Origin of the sequence: Tamlana carrageenivorans, from assembly GCF_002893765.1 — a bacterium.
In the GTDB taxonomy this organism is placed as follows: Bacteria; Bacteroidota; Bacteroidia; order Flavobacteriales; family Flavobacteriaceae; genus Pseudotamlana; species Pseudotamlana carrageenivorans.
In genome coordinates, this window is the sequence record NZ_CP025938.1 from 2,646,924 (window position 1) to 2,667,126 (window position 20,203).

The 20,203-nt window shown below is 34.0% G+C and carries 20 protein-coding genes, 1 tRNA gene and 1 pseudogene; 13 read left to right on the forward strand and 9 right to left on the reverse strand.

Translation table 11 applies throughout. The features are described 5' to 3' along the window. Positions 1-56: 56 nt before the first annotated feature. The 5 genes from C1A40_RS11810 (at position 57) to C1A40_RS11830 (ending at position 4,292) form a co-directional block, all read left to right on the forward strand. A complete protein-coding gene (locus tag C1A40_RS11810) occupies positions 57-548 on the forward strand; it encodes a TlpA family protein disulfide reductase (protein ID WP_102996072.1) in 492 nt (163 codons plus the stop codon). A gap of 34 nt (positions 549-582) precedes the next feature. Beyond that, the gene (tpiA, locus tag C1A40_RS11815; RefSeq protein ID WP_102996073.1) at positions 583-1,332 is read left to right on the forward strand and encodes a triose-phosphate isomerase; all 750 of its coding nucleotides are present in this window, start codon (positions 583-585) and stop codon (positions 1,330-1,332) included. Positions 1,333-1,875: 543 nt separating this feature from the next. Then, positions 1,876-3,066 (forward strand): IS4 family transposase, encoded by a 1,191-nt coding sequence (locus C1A40_RS11820; protein ID WP_102996074.1) that lies wholly within the window; start codon positions 1,876-1,878, stop codon positions 3,064-3,066. Positions 3,067-3,166: 100 nt separating this feature from the next. After that, positions 3,167-4,003 carry a 50S ribosomal protein L11 methyltransferase gene (gene prmA / locus C1A40_RS11825; RefSeq protein WP_102996075.1) on the forward strand — a complete coding sequence of 279 codons (837 nt, stop codon included), beginning with the start codon at positions 3,167-3,169 and terminating at the stop codon, positions 4,001-4,003. A 13-nt stretch (positions 4,004-4,016) separates the two neighbouring features. After that, complete coding sequence (locus C1A40_RS11830) at positions 4,017-4,292, forward strand: ATP-dependent Clp protease adaptor ClpS (RefSeq protein ID WP_067151326.1); 276 nt, start codon at positions 4,017-4,019, stop codon at positions 4,290-4,292. Positions 4,293-4,418: 126 nt separating this feature from the next. On the opposite strand, the gene C1A40_RS11835 is transcribed toward C1A40_RS11830, so the two are convergent. From C1A40_RS11835 to C1A40_RS11855, 5 genes are all read right to left on the reverse strand, one after another. Then, positions 4,419-5,831 (reverse strand): MBL fold metallo-hydrolase, encoded by a 1,413-nt coding sequence (locus tag C1A40_RS11835; protein ID WP_102996076.1) that lies wholly within the window; start codon positions 5,829-5,831, stop codon positions 4,419-4,421. Positions 5,832-5,920: 89 nt separating this feature from the next. Continuing rightward, positions 5,921-6,727 (reverse strand): sulfite exporter TauE/SafE family protein, encoded by an 807-nt coding sequence (locus tag C1A40_RS11840; RefSeq protein ID WP_102996077.1) that lies wholly within the window; start codon positions 6,725-6,727, stop codon positions 5,921-5,923. Positions 6,728-6,729: 2 nt separating this feature from the next. Beyond that, a complete protein-coding gene (locus tag C1A40_RS11845; RefSeq protein WP_102996078.1) occupies positions 6,730-7,143 on the reverse strand; it encodes a DUF6691 family protein in 414 nt (137 codons plus the stop codon). Positions 7,144-7,167: 24 nt separating this feature from the next. Beyond that, a complete protein-coding gene (locus C1A40_RS11850) occupies positions 7,168-7,725 on the reverse strand; it encodes a YeeE/YedE family protein (protein WP_102996079.1) in 558 nt (185 codons plus the stop codon). A gap of 87 nt (positions 7,726-7,812) precedes the next feature. Next, positions 7,813-8,442 (reverse strand): Crp/Fnr family transcriptional regulator, encoded by a 630-nt coding sequence (locus C1A40_RS11855; RefSeq protein WP_102996080.1) that lies wholly within the window; start codon positions 8,440-8,442, stop codon positions 7,813-7,815. A gap of 173 nt (positions 8,443-8,615) precedes the next feature. Between C1A40_RS11855 and C1A40_RS11860 the strand changes: the two genes are divergently transcribed. From C1A40_RS11860 to C1A40_RS11885, 6 genes are all read left to right on the forward strand, one after another. Beyond that, positions 8,616-8,689 (forward strand) — tRNA-Arg (locus tag C1A40_RS11860). A 189-nt stretch (positions 8,690-8,878) separates the two neighbouring features. Next, entirely contained in the window at positions 8,879-9,229 is a 351-nt protein-coding gene (locus tag C1A40_RS11865; protein WP_102995318.1) for an ISAon1 family transposase N-terminal region protein, read from the forward strand. Between the two features lie 31 nt (positions 9,230-9,260). Further along, complete coding sequence (locus C1A40_RS11870; RefSeq protein WP_479685326.1) at positions 9,261-10,205, forward strand: ISAon1 family transposase; 945 nt, start codon at positions 9,261-9,263, stop codon at positions 10,203-10,205. A 117-nt stretch (positions 10,206-10,322) separates the two neighbouring features. Beyond that, on the forward strand, positions 10,323-11,609 hold the full coding sequence (locus tag C1A40_RS11875) for a site-specific integrase (RefSeq protein ID WP_338418050.1): 1,287 nt from the start codon (positions 10,323-10,325) through the stop codon (positions 11,607-11,609). Positions 11,610-11,906: 297 nt separating this feature from the next. After that, positions 11,907-12,785 (forward strand): IS982 family transposase, encoded by an 879-nt coding sequence (locus C1A40_RS11880; RefSeq protein ID WP_102996082.1) that lies wholly within the window; start codon positions 11,907-11,909, stop codon positions 12,783-12,785. Between the two features lie 450 nt (positions 12,786-13,235). Continuing rightward, on the forward strand, positions 13,236-14,006 hold the full coding sequence (locus C1A40_RS11885; RefSeq protein ID WP_102996083.1) for an SOS response-associated peptidase: 771 nt from the start codon (positions 13,236-13,238) through the stop codon (positions 14,004-14,006). A 49-nt stretch (positions 14,007-14,055) separates the two neighbouring features. On the opposite strand, the gene C1A40_RS18525 is transcribed toward C1A40_RS11885, so the two are convergent. Beyond that, positions 14,056-14,304: a hypothetical protein gene (locus C1A40_RS18525; protein WP_241910397.1), complete on the reverse strand. Its 249-nt coding sequence runs from the start codon at positions 14,302-14,304 to the stop codon at positions 14,056-14,058. Between the two features lie 195 nt (positions 14,305-14,499). Between C1A40_RS18525 and C1A40_RS11895 the strand changes: the two are divergent. Beyond that, positions 14,500-14,712 (forward strand): annotated as a pseudogene (locus C1A40_RS11895) (ATPase); the annotation flags it as partial. A 106-nt stretch (positions 14,713-14,818) separates the two neighbouring features. Here the strand turns inward: C1A40_RS11895 and C1A40_RS11900 are convergent. Further along, on the reverse strand, positions 14,819-16,018 hold the full coding sequence (locus tag C1A40_RS11900) for an IS4 family transposase (protein WP_102996084.1): 1,200 nt from the start codon (positions 16,016-16,018) through the stop codon (positions 14,819-14,821). Between the two features lie 398 nt (positions 16,019-16,416). Here C1A40_RS11900 and C1A40_RS11905 point away from each other — a divergent pair, with 398 nt between their 5' ends. Continuing rightward, positions 16,417-17,175, forward strand: coding sequence for a carboxypeptidase-like regulatory domain-containing protein (locus C1A40_RS11905; RefSeq protein WP_102996085.1), 759 nt, complete (start codon positions 16,417-16,419; stop codon positions 17,173-17,175). A 64-nt stretch (positions 17,176-17,239) separates the two neighbouring features. Here C1A40_RS11905 and C1A40_RS11910 read toward each other — a convergent pair whose 3' ends face one another. Together C1A40_RS11910 and C1A40_RS11915 are read right to left on the reverse strand one after the other, a co-directional pair. Further along, positions 17,240-18,148 (reverse strand): NAD(P)/FAD-dependent oxidoreductase, encoded by a 909-nt coding sequence (locus C1A40_RS11910; protein WP_102996086.1) that lies wholly within the window; start codon positions 18,146-18,148, stop codon positions 17,240-17,242. Positions 18,149-18,182: 34 nt separating this feature from the next. Then, complete coding sequence (locus C1A40_RS11915) at positions 18,183-20,195, reverse strand: peptidase domain-containing ABC transporter (protein WP_102996087.1); 2,013 nt, start codon at positions 20,193-20,195, stop codon at positions 18,183-18,185. Positions 20,196-20,203: the final 8 nt, after the last annotated feature.

The following is a 20,203-nucleotide window of genomic DNA, read 5'->3' on the forward strand; positions in this document are numbered from 1 at the left end:
GTTAGGTTGAAGCCAAAAGCTAGACCTATTCAATTAACCATAAACACACTTTATAAATGAAAAAAATAGTAACCCTACTTGTTGTTTTAATAAGTATTACATCGTGTAATTCACAAACACCAACTAAATTTTCAGAAGACGCTTTAAATGATGTATTTCTAAGTTTGAATCGCGAGAAAACGGTTTTTAGAGATATATTAAGTGCTCATAAAGGCCAAGATATCGTTATAGACATTTGGGCGTCATGGTGCAGCGACTGTATAAAAGGCATGCCTAAGGTGAAAGCTTTACAGAAAAATCACCGCGATGTTGCGTATGTATTTTTATCTTTGGATAGAAAAATAGAGGCGTGGAAACATGGCATTAAAAAATATGAAGTCGAGGGCGAGCATTACTATCTCGAAAACGGCAAGAAAAGTCCGTTTGGAGATTTTGTAAATATCGATTGGATACCACGTTATATGGTGGTTGATGCCAATGGAAATATTAAATTATTCAAGGCAGTTGAAGCCGACGATAAAAGGATAGAACACATATTAAATAACTAAATAAAAACCTTGAAAAAACAAGGGACATACTACCATGAGAAAACAAATTGTAGCAGGAAACTGGAAAATGAACAACGATTTAGCGCAAACCGAAACGCTAATAGCCAGTTTAGCAAAGCAGGCAAAAACTACCGATGCCGAAGTTATGATTGCCCCATCAGCAACCAATTTATGGCATGCTTATAACAGTACTAAAGGTACAGGTATAGAAGTTGTAGCTCAAAACATGCATTTCGCTGAAAACGGTGCCTATACAGGTGAAGTTAGCGCAAGCATGTTAAAAAGTATCGGTATAAACACCGTAATATTAGGCCATAGTGAGCGTCGTGAGTACTTTAATGAAACCGATGAAACCTTAGCCAAAAAGGTAGATATGGCGCTTTCTAAAGGTATGCGTATCATTTTTTGTTTCGGTGAAGAGTTAGCCGATAGAAAAGCAGGAAAAGAAGAAACTGTGGTTGGCAGTCAAATTAAAAATGCTTTATTCCACCTTGCTGCAGCCGATTTTCAGGATATTATTTTAGCGTATGAGCCCGTTTGGGCCATAGGAACAGGAGAAACGGCTACCGCCGAGCAAGCACAAGACATGCATGCGTTTATAAGAAAAACATTAGCCGATAAATATGGAAATGATATTGCCGAAGAAGTTTCTATACTTTATGGCGGCAGTGTAAAACCAAACAATGCCGAAGAGATTTTTACTAAACCAGACGTTGATGGTGGTTTAATAGGAGGTGCTTCGCTTAATGCCGAAGATTTTTTCGCCATCGTTAATGCGTTTTAATACCTAACAACTCATTTCATTTTCGTTTATCCGGAAATGGATTTTAATATTTTGGGCGTTACCCCGATGAAAAATCGGGGTCGCGCTTTACGTTATATCTTTTTTTTTCTAAGGTCAAAAAAAGGATGCCACTTCAATCGCTAACGCAGTACCGCAAATATTTCGCTTTTCTGAACGTGTTTCAGAATCCCATCCTCTAAATAAAACGTCAATTCAAAGATATAACAACAAGTCTGTCAATAGCACTCATCAATAATATTCGGTAGTGTAGTTGGTTTTGGGCGTAGGCGAGAAGCATTTAAAATAAAAGTTCTCCTTGCTGCTTTTTCTTAAATTCAATTTTCAATCAGATTGTGCGATACTGAAACGAGTTCAGTATGACGATGGCGCTCTCAAATTAAACTTCCGTTAAGTTTAAGAACTCTTTATGAGAACAATTCGTATAATTTCGACCAATAGCGTCCAAAACGCTTAAAAAGAGAAAGGGATTTTGTATCTCAAAATATTATTTTTGAGTTGCACAACAAAAAATAACCTTTCTCCATGACAAATATAACATTGTTCTCTCAGATAATCTCCAAATTAGACCGTTCTAGTTTTTCTAAACTTGTAAAAGCCAAGGGAACAGATAAACATCAAAAAGGATTTAATAGTTGGACACATTTAGTCTCCATGTTGTTTTGTCAATTTGCAAAAAGTCAATCCGTCCGAGATATAAGTAATGGACTTCGCTCTGCCACAGGAAACCTTAATCATTTAGGCATACAGAAAGCACCTTCTAAATCAACGATAAGCTATCAAAACAAACATCGAGACTGGACGCTTTATCGAGATTACTACTATGTTCTTTTAAAAAGTTTTGGACAGCACCCTCACTTAAAACGTGTTAAATTCAAAATTAAATCCAAGATATTTCTATTAGATTCTACAACGATAAGTCTATGTTTAAGTCTCTTTGATTGGGCAAAATACAAAACCCACAAAGGAGCTGTAAAAATGCACACCTTGCTTGATTATGATGGTAATTTACCGCACTATGTAAATATTAGCGATGGTAAAACAGCAGATAATAAAGGAGCTTACGATATTCCTTTGATTAGCCGTTCGGTTATTGTCGCAGATCGATTTTATAATGATTTTTCGTTACTTAACGTTTGGGACAGCAACCAAGTGTTTTTTGTAATTAGGCACAAAGAAAACATCCAATTTAAGAGTATTAAAGAAAAAGAATTGCCAGAAAATAGACATCATCATGTTTTAAAAGATGAAATCATTGAGCTAACAGGGGCTAAATCAAAAACAAAATACCCAAAGAAGCTACGTAGAATAGCTGTATGGGACGATAAAAATAACCAGGAAATAGAACTTATTACCAACCAAATGTCTTGGACAGCAAACACAATTAGCCAACTCTACAAAGCTAGATGGGATATTGAGATATTCTTTAGAGACATCAAACAACAGCTACATATTAAATCGTTTATAGGAACTTCTGAAAATGCCGTAATGATACAAATATGGACGGCTCTTATTACTATACTCATCCTAAAAGCCTTAAAAGCAAATGCAAAATATAATTGGTACTTGTCCAATTTAGTAGCTTTTATAAGACTTAACCTTTTTGTCAAAGTGGATTTGCAAAAATGGATTGATAGCCCTTTTAACGAGCAGCCTCCCCCCAAACAAAATTATACACAAGGGGTTCTTTTTGAAAAAGATAAAAAACATGGCTAATTACCAGTAAAATCGTTGACTTTTGATTAGATCAAAAATGTTTAGGACAGGATTGAATTTCGACATTTACTTCTATCTTTGTAGTCCGAAAAAAATAACTATGTCGAATATCATTTATATCGGGTACGAATTTAAGGTAACCCCTTTACAGCCAGGTGTTGAGGTTTTAATTGCAGAATTGGGCTATGCTGGTTTTGAAAGTTTTGTAGAAACAGAACAAGGGGCTACAGCCTACATTCAAAAGGAAGAATGGCATGCCAATATTTTAGATGATATTCAGATTTTGCAATCCGATGAATTTGAAATTTCATACGAATTCAACGAAATAGAGCAAACCAATTGGAATGCCGAATGGGAAAAGAATTTTAATCCTATTGTTGTAGACGATGTTTGTGCGGTACGAGCGCCTTTTCATGAGAAATTCGATACCGAATACGATATTGTTATCGAACCTAAAATGAGTTTCGGAACAGGGCATCATGAAACAACTCACATGATGATTCAGCATATTTTAAAAAATGATTTTTCAGGTAAATCGGTTTTAGATATGGGCTGTGGGACAGGTGTTTTAGCGATTCTAGCCGAAATGAAAGGGGCTCAACCTATTGATGCTGTCGATTATGACAACTGGTGTTATTTGAATAGTTTGGAGAATGTGGAGCGTAATAATTGCCAACATATCACCGTTATTGAAGGAGATGCTTCCGTGCTTGAGGGAAAAAATTACGACGTTATTATTGCCAACATCAACCGAAATATCTTATTACAAGACATGAAAACCTATGTGTCTTGCCTAAATGAAAACGGCACCTTGTTTTTAAGCGGTTTCTATAATGATGACATTCCGGTTATTCAAGAAGCTTGTGAAGCCCTTCAGTTAAAATTTCAAGAGAAATTAGAGAGAAACAATTGGGTCGCTTTAAAATTTATAAATTAGTAATAAAAAAAAGATGAGTATTAAAGAAAAAACATCCGAAGAGGTATTGCTCGAGGAAGCGGTTTCAACTCAAAATGAAATAGTAGTGTATAATGATGATGTAAATACCTTCGATCACGTTATAGAAACGCTAATATACGCCTGCGATCATACGGCAGAACAAGCAGAACAATGCTCCTTAATAGTGCATTATAACGGGAAATGTACCGTAAAAACCGGTGATTACGACGATTTAAAACCGCGCTGCACCATGCTTTTAGAAGCTGGTTTAAGTGCTGAAATTGTGTAGTTTTCAGTAAACGGAATTAAAATTATTCAGAAGGAAACCTCTGAGAAATAGAATGAAATAAAAAAGCCAAGATTTGACAACGGTTAAATCTTGGCTTTTTTTATTTAAAGTGTCATGGTGTTGACATTATAAAGTTGACGGACAAACAAAATTGGTTGTTGGCAAATCAGCGTTTTTGATGGCTCCAAAACCACCAGCAACATCAATTAATTTGTTAAACCCTCTAGCTTTTAAAATGGATGCTGCAATTACCGAACGGTAACCACCTGCACAATGCACGTAGTATTCTTGGTTTTTGTCAATTGCCGACATATTATCATTAATATAATCTAAAGGAAAGTGTTTAATGTTATCACCTTCTAAGTGTTGCGATTTATATTCGCCATCTTTACGAACATCTAAAACCTGAATAGAGTCACTTTTAAATCGACTCGAAAATTCATCAACGTTTATTGACGTGATCGATTCAACATCTTTGCCTGCCTTTTTCCACGCTGCCATACCGCCTTTTAAATACCCTAAAGTATTGTCGTAGCCAACGCGCGATAATCGGGTTACGGTTTCTTCCTCTTTACCTTCGGGCGTAATTAATAAAATAGGTTGCTTTAAATCGGTAATTAAAGCGCCAACCCATGGTGCAAATCCGCCATGAATACCAATAAATATAGCATTGGGAATGTGTTCCTTAACAAAGTCTGTTTCATGTCTAACATCTAATACCAAAGCACCTTCTTCGTTAGCCAGATGCTCAAATGCTTCTGGTGTTAAAGGGGTATTGCCTTGTTTAAGAACCGTTTCAAAGGCATCATACCCCGATTTGTTCATCATGGCATTTTTTGCAAAATACTGTGGTGGCGGTGCAATACCGTCTAACACTTCTTTTACAAATTCAGCTTTAGTCATATCGGCTCTCAAGGCATAGTTTGTTTTCTTTTGCTCACCTAAAACACCAACAGTTTCTTTGCTTAGATTTTTTCCACATGCCGACCCAGCGCCATGAGCAGGGTAAACAATGGTATCGTCGGGTAAAGGCATGATTTTATTTCTTAAAGAATCAAAAAGCATTCCTGCCAAATCTTCTTTGGTTAAATCGGATTTAATAGCCAAGTCTGGTCGACCAACATCACCCAAAAATAAAGTGTCACCAGAAAAAATGGCGTGTTCTTTTCCGTTTTCATCAAATAATAAGAAGGTTGAAGACTCTAAGGTGTGGCCAGGGGTATGTAGTACTTTTATAGTAACGTTACCAAGTTTAAAAACTTCATTATCCTTTGCTGTATAGATGTCGTAATCGGTTTTAGCACCAGGCCCATAAACGATTGTTGCTCCTGTTTTTTTCGCTAAATCGATATGTCCAGAAACAAAATCGGCATGAAAATGCGTTTCAAAAATGTATTTTATCGTGGCATTTTCAGCTAAGGCTTTATCCACGTACTGTTGCGTTTCACGAAGAGGATCGATAATGGCGACTTCACCATTAGATTCGATATAATAAGCGCCTTGGGCTAAACAACCGGTGTATATTTGTTCAATTTTCATAGTATAATGTTTTTGCCTTACCTGTTGGTAAGATGTGTTTTAAAATTACTTTTTTAAAGTTACTAAACTTACAGCATGTGCTTTGTAACTTATATAACACTTAGTTCAAGGAGTTCGCGGTATATAATGTATGCCGCCATGATTAAAACAAAATAACCAAAGCTTTTTTTCAATTTTCCGCCACTAACATATTTTGAGAACATGCCACCTAATAATATGCCTAAAACCGAAATGGCTGTAAACGTTAATAGGAAATCCCAGGCGATGTCTAGGTTTTGTACGTCACCTAAAAACCCAATTAAGGAATTAATAGTAATGATAATTAATGAAGTTCCTACGGCCTTTTTCATAGGTATATTAGCCCAAAGAACTAAAGCAGGAACGTATAAAAAGCCTCCGCCAGCCCCTATTAAACCCGTTATCGTTCCGATGGTGATTCCTTGAATAAAAGTTTTGTAATAGGCTTGCTTTTTTTCCGAAGGTTTTAAATCTTTCTTCTTTTTTATCATGGAAATGGCAGCAAAAAGCATAATAAGGGCAAAAAACACCATAATGACGATGTCTTTAGTAAGCTCAAAGTTTCCAAAAGACATAATAACATCTGGAATTGCAGGAACTAAATATCTTCTTGATAAATACACGGCTAGGAAGGATGGAAAAGAAAAGGCTAATCCTATTTCAAAATCTACCAATCCTTTTTTGTATTTATCATAAGTACCTACCAATGAGGTGATACCTACCACAAAAAGTGAATATGCAGTTGCTAAAATGGGGTTGTATCCTAAAAGGTATACCAGTAAAGGCACGGTTAGTATAGAACCACCACCGCCAATTAGCCCTAAAACAACACCAACGATTAAAGCCCCTATATAACCAATTATTTGGATGCTGTCCATAATTAGTGTGGCAGTTTATTTTTTAGAATACCATATAAAAAAGTACCCGCTATGGCGGCAGCAATAACAATAAGCATGCTCCATACACCTGTACCTAAAAGAATATACATCGGGCCAGGGCATGCACCTACAAGCGCCCATCCGAGGCCGAAAATAATACCGCCAATAATATATCGTGTAAAGCCTTTATCTTTTTTAGGAACATATAAGTCTGCCCCTTGCATGGTTTTAATATGTCCTTTTTTAGAAATTTGAAGAAAAAGCACACCAGTAGCAATGGCTGTACCTATAATGCCATACATGTGAAACGATTGAAAACGGAACATTTCGTAAATGCGGAACCATGAAACAGCCTCCGATTTTACAAGCACAATGCCGAAAAAGATCCCAACAAATAAATATTTTATGAATTTCATGTAATTTGAATATTGTAAGAGTTATTAAAAAATAAGCGGTAAAATAAGGTTCGCCATAATAAGACCGCCAATAAAAAAGCCTATAACCGCAATAAGTGATGGCATTTGCAAACTGCTTAAGCCTGTAATGGCATGACCAGAAGTACAGCCACCAGCATAACGTGTACCGAAACCAACTAGAAGACCACCAACAACCAAAAGAATAAGAGTTTTAGCAGAAGCTAATGCCTCTAAGCTAAATATTTCATCAGGCACTAGGTTAGCCCCAGGGTTTTTAAATCCCATGTGTTGTAATTCGGTCATGGTGTTTGGGTTAAGAGCTGTTCCGCTATCGTTTGATAGGAAATGAACGGCAATAAATCCGCCAATTATAGCACCAAGAACAACTGTTAGATTCCAAAGTTGGTCTTTCCATTTGAATTTAAAAAAATCGGAAAACTTGCCAGCCCCACCAATGGCACATAAGGTGCGAAGGTTGGACGACATACCAAATGTTTTACCGAAGTAGAGTAGAAGGGCCATAACAATGGCGATAAGTGGGCCAGAAACATACCATGGCCAAGGGTTTAAAATAAAATCCATGCTTATAATTTTTTTACAAAAATATAATGAAGAAAGGGGGGGCTTTGTGATAAATGTTACCTAAGCAAGGATACGGGATGTGAAATGTTATAAAATTTCTATTTTGTTTCTACTCAGTACAATCTTTTTTTCGTTCTCTAATTGTTTTAAAAGCCTAGAAACCACTACGCGCGAAGTGTGTAAATCTTCTGCGATGTCTTGATGTTTAATAATAATGTTTTTAGATTCGTGGAGAACGGTTTTATTAACCAAATACTTGTATAAACGCTCGTCCATTTTCATAAAAGCTAGATTATCTATAGCTTCAAGCATTTCATCAAATCGATTTTGATAGCTTTCAAAAATAAAGTTGCGCCAACTTTCATTATTCTGAAACCACTTTTGCATATAAGACACCGGAATCATAATTAAGGTAGAATCACTTTCTGCAACAGCTCTAATCTTACTTTTTGCAGTGCCTATGCAGCAAGTTAACGACATGGTGCAGGTTTCTCCTGCTTCTAAAAAGTAGATGAGTAACTCGTTTCCATCCTGATCTTCTCTTAAAATTTTAATATTTCCACTTAATAAAAGGGGAATAAATTTTAAAGTTTGATTGATATCAATAATTATTTCATCTTTTTCAAAATTTTTTAGCACCCCTATTTTATTAATTTCATCAATAAGTGTTTGATCTAAATGATGTTTGTAGATATCGGTTAATAAATTAGTTTTCATAGGGTTAAGTTATGTGATTTAAATGATGCATTATTTAGTGTTTTAATTTAACAGGATAAAAACAATTAAGAAGCACCATATTTTATAGTGTTTCAAAAGTACGGAATTAGAAATTTATAAAAAATGTTTGCATATGTTTTAAATAAAAATGTATATTTGCACCCACAAAATAAGGCCGCGTGGCGCAACTGAATAGCGCACTTGATTACGGCTCAAGAGGTTCCAGGTTTGAATCCTGGCGCGGTCACTAATAGAAGTATTAGATAAGTATAAATCCTTGCAAATCATATGATTAGCAGGGATTTGTTGTTTTTGGGAATTCATATAATTTGAACTAATTTGAATTAAAATGTTCGCTATTCGGTTAGCTGTTTTTGGGTCAAGCACAAAAGTTGGGGAGTAAAAATAATTTTATCTTTGGAAAAAATTAAATTCCGTGGAAATTTCTAAAGATTTATTATCCTTATTACTACCTGATTTTCTGGTAGCTCATTTTAGTTTTAAAAGTAGTTCTTCAACAGAAGATAAACTTCGGTTGTATTTCGAAGAGAAGAACATTGTCCCAAATAGTTTTAAAACACGTAAAGTAGAATCTAAAGGTTTTCATAAAGAAATAATTATCGAGGATTTTCCACTTAGAGGGAAACTAGTTTATCTGCATTTAAAGCGCCGCAGATGGCGTGATGTAGACACAAAAGAAACCCTGCAAAGAGACTGGAATAATGTAGCAAAAGGCACTCGTATGACCACCGAGTTTGCCGCTTTTTTAAAAGAAATTAATCGATAATAACAATACTAGCACGCAAACTATAGCTAATTTGTATGGTTTAGATGGTAAAAAGCTACAGCGCCAATATCGAGATTATTTAAGTGAATTTAAAGATTGGGAATACCTTGAGCGATCCTCCAAATGGTTAGTCTACCCTCAAAATATTGGCAAACGATTATCTATAGATGAAATAGCACTTTCACAAGGAGAGTTATACACCGTAGTAACCAATAAAAAAGCCAAAGGTAGAGCAGGTTCTATTGTAGCTATTATTTCAGGAACTAAGGCCGAAGAGGTTATTAAATATCTTAAAAAGATACCTGAAGGCAAGCGGAGGTTGGTAGAAGAAATAACCTTAGATATGGCCGGTAGCATGAAACTAATTGCAAAGAAGAGCTTCCCAAGAGCCGTGCAAGTCATTGATCGCTTTCATGTACAACAACTAGCTTCTGATGCTGTACAAGACATTAGAGTAAAATACCGCTGGCAAGCTCTAGAACTAGAAAATGAGGCTATCAAGACAGCTAAAAATAATAACTACCAGTATCGAGCAGAAGTATTTAGTAACGGGGACACACGCAAACAACTACTAGCACGAAGTAGGTATCTTCTATTCAAAAGTCCTGACAAATGGACTAGTTCCCAAAAGGAAAGGGCAGGAATTTTATTCATGCAATACCCTATGATAAAGGAAGCTTATGACTTGTCAAACCAGCTAAGAGTAATTTATAATACTTGTACAGACAAAAATATAGCAATGACTAAATTGGCACTTTGGTACAATCAAATTGAAAATAGTGGCTTTAAAAGCTTTAGAGTTGTTATGAACACAATCTCCCTAAATTACAGGGGAATATTAAACTATTTTGACAACAGAAGTACCAATGCGGCCGCTGAATCTTTTAATGCAAAGATCAAAGCCTTTAGACAACAACTTAGAGGTGTGAGAAATAAGGAATTCTTCCTCTTTAGATTAGCACAAATTTATGCCTAGTCCCCAACTTTTAGGACTGATCCCTGTTTTTGGCTATCGGTTAGTGTTAATCTTTTAAGTAGGAATTGAACTATAATTGATTTGGCCTTCGTCTTACGGAATGTTTAACTATTAAAGATGACAATTATGAGTGCAAAATCCACGTTTTCAATTTTGTTTTGGATTTACAACAAAGATGAGGTAAATAATCAAGGGATTGTTTATGCCAGAATTACCGTAGACGGTAAACGTTCTAATATTAGCCTGAAACGAAAGGTTGATATTTTAAGATGGGATAAAAAATTACAAAGACTAAATGGAACTACAGAAGAGGTAAAATCTTTTAACCAGTTTTTGAGCAGTATTTATACCCAAATATTTCAAATTTATCAGGACTTAAGATTAAAAGGAGAATTAATTACTACAGAACTTATTAAAGCTCATTATTTAGGTGAAACTGATGAACAGAAAACACTTCGAGGTCTATTAAATTATCATAATGCCAAAATTGAGGTTACTCTGAGCAAGGGTACGATTAAAAATTTCCATGTAACGGAGAAATATATTGGATATTATTTAAGAGATATTCATAAGACTTCAGATGTCTATTTGAAACAGTTAAATTATAGGTTCCTTATGGAATTTGAACAATATTTACATAATTTCTGGCCTAAAGGACATCCTAAATCTATGTCTCATAACACCGTTATGAAACATATTCAAAGGTTTAGAAAGATTGCAACATTGGGATATCATATGGAATGGATGAGTAAGGATCCATTTATTAGGTGGAAACCCAAATGGGAGAGACGTGAACGAGAATTTTTGTCCCCAGATGAATTGGCTAGACTAGAAAGTAAGAAGCTTTATTTAGAACGTTTGGATAGAGTTCGTGACTTATTTGTCTTTAGTTGCTACACAATAATTAGTTATGTGGATGTTATGCAACTGAATTCAAAGAGTATTGGTAAGGGTGTAGATAATGAGGATTGGATACTAATTAAAAGACAGAAAACAGATATCCCTGTTAAAGTGCCGTTGTTAGATAAGGCTCTTGAGATTATTAAAAAGTACAGAGGACATCCAATAACACAGGTGTCTGGAACACTTCTCCCCGTCATCACAAATGAGAAGTTAAATTTGTATCTCAAGGAGGTCGCTGAGCTTTGTGAAATTGATAAAAATTTGACATTCCACATGGCAAGGCATACGTTTGCAACTACCGTGACTTTAAGTAATGGTGTTCCAATAGAGACTGTTTCGAAACTACTGGGGCATAACAAAATTTCAACAACACAGATTTATTCAAGAGTAGTGGAAACTAAAATTAGTCAAGATATGGTTGAATTGAAGAATGTTTTGAACATTAAGGCTAACCAAAAAGCTCATAAAAATAGTCGAGAATTCGGTATGCGAATAGTTTAATAAGATAAGAGAAATGCAATATTATTTCTGTTAGTCTTATAAGCAGACGTTCATAGTTTCGGACCCTGTCATCTCGACAAAATTGAAATATTGAAATCTAAATAAATGTTAAATAAATGATTTTCAGTGTTTAGGTGTTTTTTTGTTTTGTTTGAATTCGTTTGAAATCGATTATGAGGGTGTCCTATTTTAATAGAAAATATAAATATGATACCCGTTGTGCATTATGATTTAAAAGAAAAAAGTTGTTCATCTTACTGAAAATCAGTAAATTGATTTAATCACAAATCATTAATAATGAACAACTTGAGTGCAAATTACGAAAGAATATTGGAAGTATTAAGAAAAATATCGAAAGAACAACTTTTAAGTTATCAAAGACGACAACCAAAGCTTAGTGATTTAGAACTTATCAGCTTGAGTCTTACTGCCGAATTTATGGGAATAGATAGTGAAAATGACCTTTTTAGAAAACTTCCAGATTCCCTATTATCAAAAATAGAGAGAAGTGTCTACAATAGAAGAAGACGAAAACTAGTTAATAAGCTCAACAGTATCAGGTTAAGCTTAGCTTCCCATTTTAATGAATTTGAAGATTATTTTGTAGTAGATAGTATGCCTTTAGAAGTTTGTAAATTATCACGCAGTTCTCGTTCAAAGATTTGTAAAGAAAACACTTATGCATTTCCAGATAAAGGTTATTGTGCAGCTCAAAGTTCTAATTATTACGGTTATAAACTGCACGCTGTTTGTTCTGTAAATGGTGTCTTTCAAAGTATCGATTTGAGTCCAGCATCTGTACACGATATTAATTATCTTAAAGATATTAAGATGCAAATAAGCGATTGTACATTAATTGGTGATAAAGGCTATTTATCAACAGAAATACAGCTTAACTTGTTTGAAACCTGTAATATAACGCTAAATACACCTATGAGAAGCAATCAAAAAAATTACAAAGTACAGCCTTATGTATTTAGAAAAAAGAGGAAAAGGATAGAAACATTATTTTCACAACTTTGTGACCAATTTATGATAAGACGCAATTATGCTAAAACTTTTGAAGGTTTTAAAACAAGAATCGTAGCTAAGATAACTGCTTTAACAACTATTCAGTATATCAATAAGTTTATTTTTGGGAGAAACATTAATAATATTAAAATTAACATTATTTAAAATGCACAACGGGTAATATGATATATTTTCCTATTTCAATCCATTATAGGTTTTAAAAAAGAATACTTGGGGTTCTAAACGGATTATTACCAATAAGAAAATCTCCCCAACTCACATAAGGTTGTAAAAGAAATTTATTGTAACAAATTGAATTAGGATTGAATTATTTGAAATTTTCGTATAAAAATCCCGGTAAATATTAAGTGTTTTATATTTGGTCTCCAAAGTATGTTCCTCAGGAATATTTGAGAATAACTGCTCTTATTTGAACAATGATAGCTTTACTAGCCTTTATAATGTAAATTTGGGCAACAAGCTTTTTAGGATGCATTGATGAATTAATGTTTAAAAGAGATACTGTCTATAGGTCTTGTTAACTATGGTTTAATAGGTTCTAAAATGTTTGCTGTTCAACAATTTCATTATCTTTAAACAAGCAAACAATTCAGCATGTGTTTTCATACATCGACCATTACAAAAACAAAAAAGCTAGAACAGCATTTTAAAGTGACATTAAGTAGCGAAGACATTCGCACCATTTTCGATAAACCACAATATCACTTAAATGGATTTTCACATCCTAACATGCTCGTAATTCCGCAGCAAAAGAGTGAAGTTTTAGCGCCAGGAATTTGGGGCATTGTGCCAGATCATAAAACCCCCGAACACATTTTGTCCTACTACAAAGAAGCGGTGAAATATGGCGGCGGACTCAATGCGCGCTCTGAAAAGTTGTTTGATCATTTCATATACAAAAAAGCGATACACGAACAGCGGTGTATCATTCCTGTATCAGGTTTTTACGAACCTCACGAACATCAAAAAAAGAAATACCCGTTTTTTATTCAAAATAAAGAGCAGAAACCCTTGGCTCTAGCAGGTATTTATTCTGTAATAGGAAGTTATATTACGTTTTCTATTATTACTAAAAACGCTTCGCCATTTTTCGCTAAAGTACATAATGTTAAAAAACGACAGCCTTTAATTTTAGATGCAGAGCATGCAAAATCTTGGCTAGATCCAAATCTTACCACAACACAAATTACTGATATCACAAACTTCTTTTATCCAGAAAGTCATTTACAAACGCACACGGTTAGTAAAGATCTTTTTTCTCCAAAGACGGATAGTAACATAGCGCGTATTTTAGATCCCGTAGAATATGATGGTATTCCCATTGGTAGCCTTAATTTCATTTTTCTGAGTTTTTCGATGGTGTGATTTGTATTCATAATCTGTATAAAATTTAAGTGATTTTTTCGTGTTGTTTTTACTTATAATTGGATGCCCCACGGATGTTCGCATGCTTAGGGATATGAGTGCTTTGATCTGCCTCATCTTTCAGGAATAAAGAACTTTGATCTAGATTATCCTTCAGTATGTTGGTTATCCTGTTGTAGCTTACAGCATCAGCCTGTATGGCTCTTTTAAGAACATTGTCTAATCTTTGGGAGCCATAAGACTTATGGGGTTGTATAACGCCCATAGCTCTTTTGTAACCTGTTTCAGGATAATCCAAAGCAGCAATAATCTGTTCAACACATGCTGCAACATAACGACCATGGCAGCCGCCTTGTTCTTAAAGTATTGAAGACTCCACTGACTGTATTGTTAATGGGAGCTGCTAAGATGATCTTTGTTGGTTATGTATGCGCCTTTGGAACCGCTACGTTGGTGTATAGCTATGCGCTGTTGAGTGTAATATACTGGATGGGGCGGACACTACGGTAAAGACTGAAATGTGATGGGCGAAATTCTGTTATCTCGACATGACTTGTTCCTAGAGAAGAAAATTAAAACCCATGCAACTACTAATCTAAATGCTGCAGAACTGGAAGAGCTTTACGGCATTCGTGTTCGTAGCCGAATGCGGCAGCTTTTTAATTTGGTGGCTTTTAATAAGAAAACTATAGATAAAAGAAAATAATTATTTTGAATTTATTGTTGTCCGATAAAAAACAGAATTAGCTAAAAAAGCGTTGGTGTTGGCCTTTTTTATTGATCGCACTCTTTATTTTGAAAACAGAACCTCCTTATGGGTCAAAAAGGCTTAATTGCCCAATGTTTTTGGTTGTAATCTCTTCCCAATTAGCTTCTGGGTTTTTCAGGAATTTGAACAAATCGATATATGTCATCAAATGGTATCGTATGACGGACATCATATTGGAATAAGCCCAGTTTCTTTGGGCTTTTCTTTGGATCACAAGCATAATGAGCTGGATTATCAAACTGACCCAGATTTGTATTTCGATGGCATTTTGATTGTCTCCCAAAAAATACTTTAGCGGAAAGTTCTGTTTAAGCCGCTTGAACATCGTCTCAATCTGCCACCTATTTTTATAGATGTCGGCTATTTTGTCTGCATCAAGATCATAATTATTAGTGATGAACTCATAAACTTTTTGGTGCTTTTCGTGCCAAAAAGCGATTCTCCTCAGGGAAAAAGCATTGCCGTTTTTGTCCGTAAGCCCTATTTTTTCGTCCTTTAAGACAGCATCGTCCACTTTATTGGGGATATCAAACTCTTCAAGGCTTGTATAGCGAGCATTGTCCTTTTGCCGAGTCACAAAGTAAACATCTTCCAGTGTCCATTTTTGGTATTGCTCATAATCCACATACCCTTTGTCAAAAACCACATAAGAGCCCTTCTTGAGTTCCAGGTCTTTTAAAAAGGTGTGGTCGTGCGTGGCCGCGCTTGAAAACTTAATCAGACAAGGAACGTCTTCCATGGCGTTTATCATAGTATGCATCTTGATACCTCCTTTCTTTTTGCCGTTGAGCGGGTTCCTTCCTACACCTTTAAGAATGTCGCTAAATAGGGGGATGGTCGAGGAATCAACGATTTTAAGGTTCTTCACTGCAGGTTCTAAGGGTCTGCTGTCCGATAAAAAGCGATGGTAACGTTTGTAGAGTAAATGATAAATATCGGCAAATACTTCAGAGCTTCTTCTCCTGTTAGCATCTGACAAGGTACTGCGTTTTGGAAAGTCCGTGAGTCCTAGATGGTTGATCTTTCCCTCGCAGGCAAGCATAATACTGGAAACCTCACGAAGTGAGCTACAGCCACTGATCATGGTAAATACCATAGTGGCCAAATGCTCATAGGTGGTAAACTTTTTGGTATAGCGATCGCTGTTGTGCTTTTTGGCTGTCCGATGAACATCTTTGGGCAAAATGAAATTTAATACCTGTTTGATTATGGGGTGTCCGCTAAAGTTTTTACTTTTATTCATATCTTGGATGTGTGATAACTTCAAGATACAAAATAAGCGGGAAATCCTATCTTGGAAATCCCGCTTTTTAAATCTTTTATCGGACACTAATGTTTTGAATTATATTAAACTTTGAACAAAGAAAAGAGTATTGCGGCAATTGCACCCATTAGTTCAAAAAACAAAAATTGAAATAAAAAGATTGGATAAAAATGTAGGCTTCCCTAAAAAAGGGAAGCCTACACATGCGTATAAAAACAACCTTATTTACTAAGAATAAAAGAAATCATTTTAACAAAGAATTAATAAACAAGCATAACATTTACTTGTTATTTAAATTGTATTTTTAAAGGAAAAGCTACATTTTTGTACAACTTAATTTCAAGTTAATTCATAGATATTCAAAACACTTAACCGATATGTATAAAAAGTTAAACTACTTTTTATTTTTTATTTTAATAATCTTACAATTAAAACTATCAGCACAAGAAACTAAAGATATTAATGGATTAGTATTTTCTAAAGACTCTGTCTCCGTAGAGAATATTCATATTTTCAACTCTTCACTTAATAAAGGGACAATAACAAACAAGAAAGGGGAGTTTAGAATAATGACTCGAATTAATGACACTTTAGTAATATCCTCAATAGGTATTAAAAAAAAGCAAGTGGTTATTCTTGAATCTCATCACAATAAAAAAAATAAACTATCAATTGAAGTTCATATTCAAATTACCGACCTTGATGAAATAATTTTGAGTTCACACGGATTATCAGGCAATCTTAATCAAGATATTGAAAATTTAAAAAAACCATTAAGTATATCTCCAAGTGATGTTGGACTTCCTTACCAAAATTTTGAGAGACTTACCTACAACGAACGGCAACTTCAATTAGCGAGAGGCTTTGGATTAGTTTCATTAATGAATACAATTTCTGGACGCACAAAGATGCTTAAAAGCCATGTGGATTTAGATAACAGGATAAAGTCTGTTAACACAGCTAGAAAGATGTTTAATGATGATTTTATAATAAGCCTTGGAATCCCTACTGATAAAGTAAACGAATTTTGGTATTACTGCGAATCCGATTCAAATATCGAACAAATAATCAATGAAGATAACTTTGAAAATATATTGATTTTCTTATCCAAAAAAGTTAAATCATTTTTAGGGTAAATTATTTCTTTTTTTTCAACAGCTTAAGAGAATGCCCAAATAAAAACAGCATTTTACAAATTATTTAGAAACTTTCTATTGATAACTCTAAATTTACTGTCGCTCCTGCAAGGTGACCATTAACAACAGCATTAGAAATTGAACGCCTATCAGAACTGTTATCACCGCAGGCATATACACCATTAACTGTTGTTCTATTGTAACTATCCACCTTAATAAGACCATCATCTGTAAACTGACAACCTAATTTTGATGGGAGCTCACTTTTTTGATTTAATTCAGGAAACGCATATAAAACTTCAAAATCACTACTTATATTGTTATCAAATACAACGTTCTTTATAACCCCTTCAACATGTTGAATTTCTTTTATTTTAGATTCAATGATTTGAATTTTACGTGAATTAAGTTTTTCGAGTTGCATTGGAGAAAAACTGCTTTCTCCATTTGTTAGAATAGAGATTTTATCTGTGAGGTTTAAGACAATTGAAATGAACATGAAAGCTGAATCTCCATTTGCTAAAATTGCCGTCTTTTTATTTTTGAATTCATATCCATGGCAGCCACTACAGTGAATAATAGACACTCCCCAACATTCGGAAAAACCTTTAATCTTAGGATATATATATTTAATTCCAGTGGCAAAGATTATTTTTTTAGAATTAAATTTATGCCCAGAGAAAGTATTAATAAAACAAAGATCATTACTTTTTTGGACCGATATAGCTATATCGGAAATAAATTTAAGTGTATCGTATTTTAAAATTTGATCTTTTGCTTGTTTTAATATTGATTCTGGTTTTATTCCATCTTGAGTTATAAAATTATAAGAAAACTTACTCCTTTTGTTTGCAGAAGGTGAGTTACCTTCAATAATTAAAACTTTTCTCAAAGAGCGTCCGAGAGACAATGCGGCTGATAAGCCTGCATAACCTCCACCTATTATTATTACTTCAAAATTATTATTTGTCATTGGTACTATTAAATGCTTAATATTTATTAGAAACTCATATATATTCTAAATTTATATTTCTTTTTGGTAATTGAGCTTGCCAGAGATCATAATAATAGTTTTTATTATCATATAGGGTTTCGTGTGCTCCTTCCTCAAGTATTTTCCCATTCTTCAGCACAACTATTTTATCTGAATTAATTACTGTACTTAATCTATGCGCAATAATCAAAATAGTTTTGTTTTCCTGTCTTAAAATAGCTACTGCATTTTGAATAAAACTTTCTGATTTACTATCCAACGACGATGTTGCTTCATCTAAAATTAATATTTCGGGTTTTTTATATAATGCTCTTGCTATTGCAATCCGTTGTTTCTGTCCTCCTGATAAAACAGATCCATTTTGACCAACATGAGTATTAAAACCATTCGGTAATTCTTCAATAAAATTAATTATTCCAAGTCTTGTACAAATCTCAAGAATTAAATCCATCTTCGGGGAATAATCTCCTAGGGCAATATTTTCAATAATACTTCCTGAAAACAAATCAATTTTCTGAGGCACTATTCCAACGATATTTCTTAGACTTGAGTTTTCTATATAGTTTAAATCAAGCTTCCCAATGTAAATATTTCCATCTTGTATCGTATAAATTTTTTGAATTAAATTTATTAATGTAGACTTACCTGAACCACTTTCTCCAACTATGGAGGTTACCTTACCTTTGGGAATGTTTAAATTAAACTGATCTAAAACTTGAATGCTATGATTGTATGTGAAACTCACATTTTTAAAGATTATATCTCCTAATTTATCTTTTTCAATTTCTACTTTGTTTTCAAATTTCTCCCTTTCTAAATCTATTATTTCAAATAGCCTATCAGCTGCTATTAGAGCATTTTGAATTTCTTTATTAGATTGAAGCAACTTTGATACTGGTGCTGTAAAATATCCAATAATAGCAAAAAAGGATAATAATTCTCCTATTGTGATTTCTTTACCAATAACATAATAAGAGCCTTTCCAAAGTAAAACAATTGTGAAAATTTGAGTTAAAAACATTCCACTTGTTATTGAAAAAATTGAGTTTAAAGACGATTTATAACCAGTCTTTAATAGTTGCACAAATCGTATTTCAGTTTTGGCGTTGGCGTGGGTTTCCATACCAAATTGTTTGATTGTTTCAATGGAATTAAGCGATTCGACTAATTGACTCTCTAAATCCGCATTTTGTTCCATTACTGTTCTTTCGGTTCTTCTATTCAACCTATTTAACACCAGATAAACAAAAAAATACAAGGGAATACATAAAGACATAATGATTGCTAATTTCCAATAGAAGAAGAACATTAAACCAAAAGAAAAGAATATGGTTAGCACATCAACCATTAAATTTAATGAAATGTCATTTATAAAAGTTCGAATTTTTACCGCATCATTAATGCGAGATATTATTTCTCCAACTCGCATTGTATTGAAAAACTGCTGCGGTAATTTTAGGAGATGCTTGTAATAACCAAGTATTAGTTGAAGATCTATTTGTTGCCCAGACTTAATTAAAAATTTGTCTTTATATACCCCAATTAATACTTGCACAAGCAATAATAAAACCATGACGGTTCCAAGTAAATTTAACAATCTGTAATTTTCGTTTATTAAAACAAAATCAGTTAGTTTTTGTATAAACAAAGAGGTAGAAAACCCCAGTAAGGTATAAACAATAGCCCCCACGAATGCTTGAATAAGGACAAGCTTGTGAGGTTTTAACAATAGCCAAAAGCGCTTGTAAGTAGATATTCTTTCATCTTTTTTTGAAAATGTATTGCTAGGTAGCATTAATACTATTACACCTGTCCATTCTTTTATAAATTCAGATAAAATCTTTTTATGAATCTTTCCATCGGCTGGATCCATTACAGTGACAAATGAATTGGTTACTTTTAAAACCACAACGTAGTGATTAAGAGAACCATTAACTACCACATGAGCTATTGCAGGTAACGGTAACTTTGACAAGTCGAGTTTATCCAAAATTTTGTGTTTTTGAAAAATAATTTCAAAATTCATAGGTTAAA